Source organism: Achromobacter semiaridum (assembly GCF_053543755.1).
This window is the reverse complement of the sequence record NZ_JBLVOL010000095.1, coordinates 1-3,962: the sequence shown is the minus strand read 5'-3', so window position 1 is coordinate 3,962 and position 3,962 is coordinate 1. Positions and strand designations below refer to the sequence as shown.

The following is a 3,962-nucleotide window of genomic DNA, read 5'->3' as shown; positions in this document are numbered from 1 at the left end:
CCGCGCCCGCGGCCAGCCCCGCAGCGCCGGCCGGCGGTACGCCCGCCTAGAGCCCTTGCGATGCGGATGCGCCTTATCAAGAAGTACTTCATCACCGGCTTGCTGATCTGGGTTCCCCTGGTCATCACGGTGTGGGTACTGGGCTTGCTGGTCGCCACCCTGGAAGGGTTCGTGCCCGGCTTCCTGTCGTCCGAATCGCTGTTCGGCATCGACATCCCGGGCTTCCGCTTCGTCCTGGTCATCGTGGTGGTGTTGCTGACGGGCATATTCGCGGCAAACCTCATCGGCCGCACCATGGTGGACCAGTGGGAAAGCCTGCTGGGCCGTATTCCGCTGGTGCGCTCCATCTACAACTCGGTCAAGCAGGTCAGCGATACCGTGCTGGCCCCCAATGGCCAGGCGTTTCGTCGGGCGGTACTGGTGCAGTATCCGCGCGCCGGCTCCTGGACCATCGCTTTCGTCACCGGCACGCCCAGCGGTGAAGTGGCCGGGCTGATGCCGGGCGACCACATCAGCGTGTATGTGCCCACGACACCAAATCCCACGTCCGGCTTCTTTCTGATGATGCCTCGCGCCGACGCGATCGATCTTCAGATGAGTGTGGACGCGGCATTGAAGTACATCGTTTCCATGGGCGTGGTCGCCCCGACCCAGGCGCTTGCGCCCGAGGGTCAACCGGCCCCGCTCTCTCCAGCAACCGGCGTGCAAGACGCGCCGCGCGCCGATTCGTAACCCTTACGCTCAAACTAAGCACACAACGGAGTCATCCCGCATGCGTACCTGCTACACCGGCCAGGTTTGCCGTGACCATCTCGGCCAGACCGTCACCCTGTACGGCTGGGTGAACCGCCGCCGCGACCACGGCGGGGTCATCTTCATCGACTTGCGCGACCGCGCGGGCCTGGCCCAGATCGTGTTCGATCCGGACAACGCCGCCTTCGCCACCGCCGAGCGCCTGCGCAATGAATTTTGCGTCCGCGTCACCGGCCTGGTGCGCGAGCGTCCGGCCGGCACCGCCAACAGCGAGCTGGCTTCGGGCGAGATCGAAGTGCTGTGCAAGGAAGTCGAAATCCTGAACGCGTCGGTCACCCCGCCGTTCCAGCTGGACGACGACAACCTGTCGGAAACGACCCGCCTGACGCACCGCGTGCTGGACCTGCGCCGCCCGCAAATGCAGCGCAACCTGATGCTGCGCTACCGCGTGTCGATCGAAACGCGCAAGTTCCTGGACCAGCTGGGCTTCATCGACATCGAAACCCCGATGCTGGCCAAGAGCACGCCCGAAGGCGCGCGTGACTACCTGGTGCCCTCGCGCGTGAACGCCGGCCACTTCTTCGCGCTGCCGCAATCGCCGCAGCTGTTCAAGCAGATGCTGATGGTGTCGGGCTTTGACCGCTACTACCAGATCACCAAGTGCTTCCGCGACGAAGACCTGCGCGCTGACCGCCAGCCCGAATTCACCCAGATCGACTGCGAAACCTCGTTCCTGAACGAATTCGAGATCCGCGAAATCTTCGAAAACCTGATCCGCCACGTGTTCAAGGTAGTGCAGGGCGTTGACCTGGCCCAGCCGTTCCCGATCATGCCGTGGACCGAAGCGATGCGCCGTTACGGTTCCGACAAGCCGGACCTGCGCGTGAAGCTCGAATTCACCGACATGACCGACGTCATGCGCGATGTGGACTTCAAAGTGTTTGCCGCCGCCGCCACGGCGCCCGGCAGCCGCGTGGTCGCATTGCGGGTGCCGGGCGGCGCCGAAATGTCCCGCAGCGAAATCGATGGCTACACGCAGTTCGTGGGCATCTACGGCGCCAAGGGCCTGGCCTACATCAAGGTCAACGAAGTGGCCAAGGGCCGTGACGGCCTGCAATCGCCCATCGTCAAGAACCTGCACGACGCTGCCTTGGCCGAACTGGTCAAGCGCACCGGCGCGCAAGACGGCGACATCATTTTCTTTGGCGCGGATCGCGAGAAGGTCGTCAACGACGCCATCGGCGCGCTGCGCGTGAAGATCGGCCACAGCGAATTTGGCAAGAAGACGGGCCTGTTCGAGGCCGGTTGGCAGCCGCTGTGGGTGGTTGACTTCCCGATGTTCGAATATGACGAGGAAGACGGCCGCTACACCGCCGCCCACCACCCGTTCACCAGCCCGAAGGACGGCCACGAAGACTTCCTGGAAACCGATCCCAGCAAGGCCTTCGCCAAGGCTTACGACATGGTGCTGAACGGTTGGGAAATTGGCGGCGGCTCGGTCCGTATCCACCGCGAAGAAGTTCAAAGCAAGGTGTTCCGCGCGTTGAAGATCGGCGCCGAGGAAGCTCAGGAAAAGTTCGGCTACCTGCTGGACGCGCTGCAATATGGCGCGCCTCCGCACGGCGGTATCGCATTCGGCCTGGACCGCATTGTCACGATGATGACCGGCGCCGAATCGATTCGCGACGTAATCGCCTTCCCGAAGACGCAACGCGCCCAGGATCTGCTGACGCAAGCGCCTTCCGAAGTCGACGAAAAGCAGTTGCGCGAATTGCACATCCGCTTGCGTAACGTCGAGGCTAAGTAAGCCCCCCCCCGAGGCGCCGGGGGCGCCTCCCCCCCAGGGGGGCGCCTCGCGGGACCGGCGGAGCCGGATCCTCGGCGGCCCGGCTTGTGGGGCGGCATGGGCTTGCGGCGGGTTGCGTTCTTTGGCGGCATGGCTTGCGATAAGTGTGTTTTTGTTGCGGCTAGGCGTGGCTGAATTGGAGTAATCTGGCAGACGCCGCTTTGTTGACGGTGCTTGCCGGAGCTGCCCTTGGGTCTGGCCAGTGGTTCCTCTGCTTTCAAAAGGCGCCATCGCTTTTATGTCGCTCATCCGTGTCGTCAGCTACAACATTCACAAGGGCCGTTCGGCATTAGGCCGGCGCGACTCCTTGAATGAACTGCGCTTAGGTCTTTACGGCCTGCGCCCTGATCTTGTCTTTCTGCAGGAAGTCCAAGGCCGCAACGAGCAAAAATCCTTGCTCGACGCTCAACACGAATCACTTGCCGCTGCCCTGCGGCTGGATGTGGCTTATGGCCGCAACGCCATCCGTCATGCCACGGATCACGGCAACGCGCTGTTGTCGCGCTTTCCCATTCTTGACCACGAGAACGTCGACATCTCGGATCACCGCCTGGAACAACGCGGCCTGCTGCATGCGCGCATTGAAGTCGATGACCGGCCGGTGCATTGTTTTGTTGTGCACCTGGGCCTGTTCGCCGGCAGCCGTACGCGCCAGGTGCTGGCGCTGACCGAGCGCATTCGCCGCATGGTGCCCGATGGCGAACCCATCCTGATCGCGGGTGATTTCAACGACTGGAACGACCGCCTGGCCCCGCTGTTCGTGCAGCAGCTGGGCCTGTACGAAGTGTTCTCGCACGCGCCGCGCAGCCATGGTGGTGAATTGCCGCGCTTGCGCGATTCGGTCAAGCGCCTGAGCAACGCGCTGCGTGGCTTGCCCAACGGCGGCTTGTCCGTGATGGAACGCACCAATCAGCTGGGCATGGGTGGCAGCGCGCCACCACTGCTGCCGCCGCCCCGTACCTTTCCGGCCGTGTTCCCGTGGTTTCGCCTCGACCGCATCTATCAGCGCGGTTTCGCCGTGCGCAGCGCGCGCGTATTGCGCGGACGGGAATGGGCGCGGCTGTCCGATCATTCCCCCTTGCTGGCGGAGCTGGAACTCCCGTGAAGGCCGAGCAGGTCAAGCTTGAATGGACGGACGGCAACAGCATTCGCTTGTTGCAGAACGGTGCCGACTTTTTCCCCGCGCTCTGCGCGGCCATCGATGCCGCGCAGGTCAGCGTGCATCTGGAAACCTACATCTTCATGCTGGACCGCACAGGCGTCCAGGTGCTGGAAAGCCTGATGGCGGCAGCGCGGCGCGGCGTGAAGGTCAGGGTGGTGCTGGACGGGTTTGGCAGCGCCATGCACGTGGAAGCCGTGGGGG

General features: G+C 63.8%; 4 protein-coding genes. All 4 read left to right on the top strand.

What is annotated here, in order from left to right:
* The first annotated feature begins 66 nt into the window (after positions 1–66).
* Entirely contained in the window at positions 67–732 is a 666-nt protein-coding gene (locus tag ACNPP0_RS22405) for a DUF502 domain-containing protein (RefSeq protein ID WP_046802941.1), read from the top strand.
* Positions 733–772: 40 nt separating this feature from the next.
* The gene (aspS, locus tag ACNPP0_RS22400) at positions 773–2,560 is read left to right on the top strand and encodes an aspartate--tRNA ligase (protein WP_046802942.1); all 1,788 of its coding nucleotides are present in this window, start codon (positions 773–775) and stop codon (positions 2,558–2,560) included.
* A gap of 277 nt (positions 2,561–2,837) precedes the next feature.
* Complete coding sequence (locus ACNPP0_RS22395) at positions 2,838–3,704, top strand: endonuclease/exonuclease/phosphatase family protein (protein WP_332609512.1); 867 nt, start codon at positions 2,838–2,840, stop codon at positions 3,702–3,704.
* Positions 3,701–3,962, top strand: a 262-nt coding sequence (locus ACNPP0_RS22390) for a phospholipase D-like domain-containing protein (RefSeq protein ID WP_448707047.1), incomplete at its 3' end; no start/stop codon positions are given. The genes ACNPP0_RS22395 and ACNPP0_RS22390, both read left to right, overlap by 4 nt.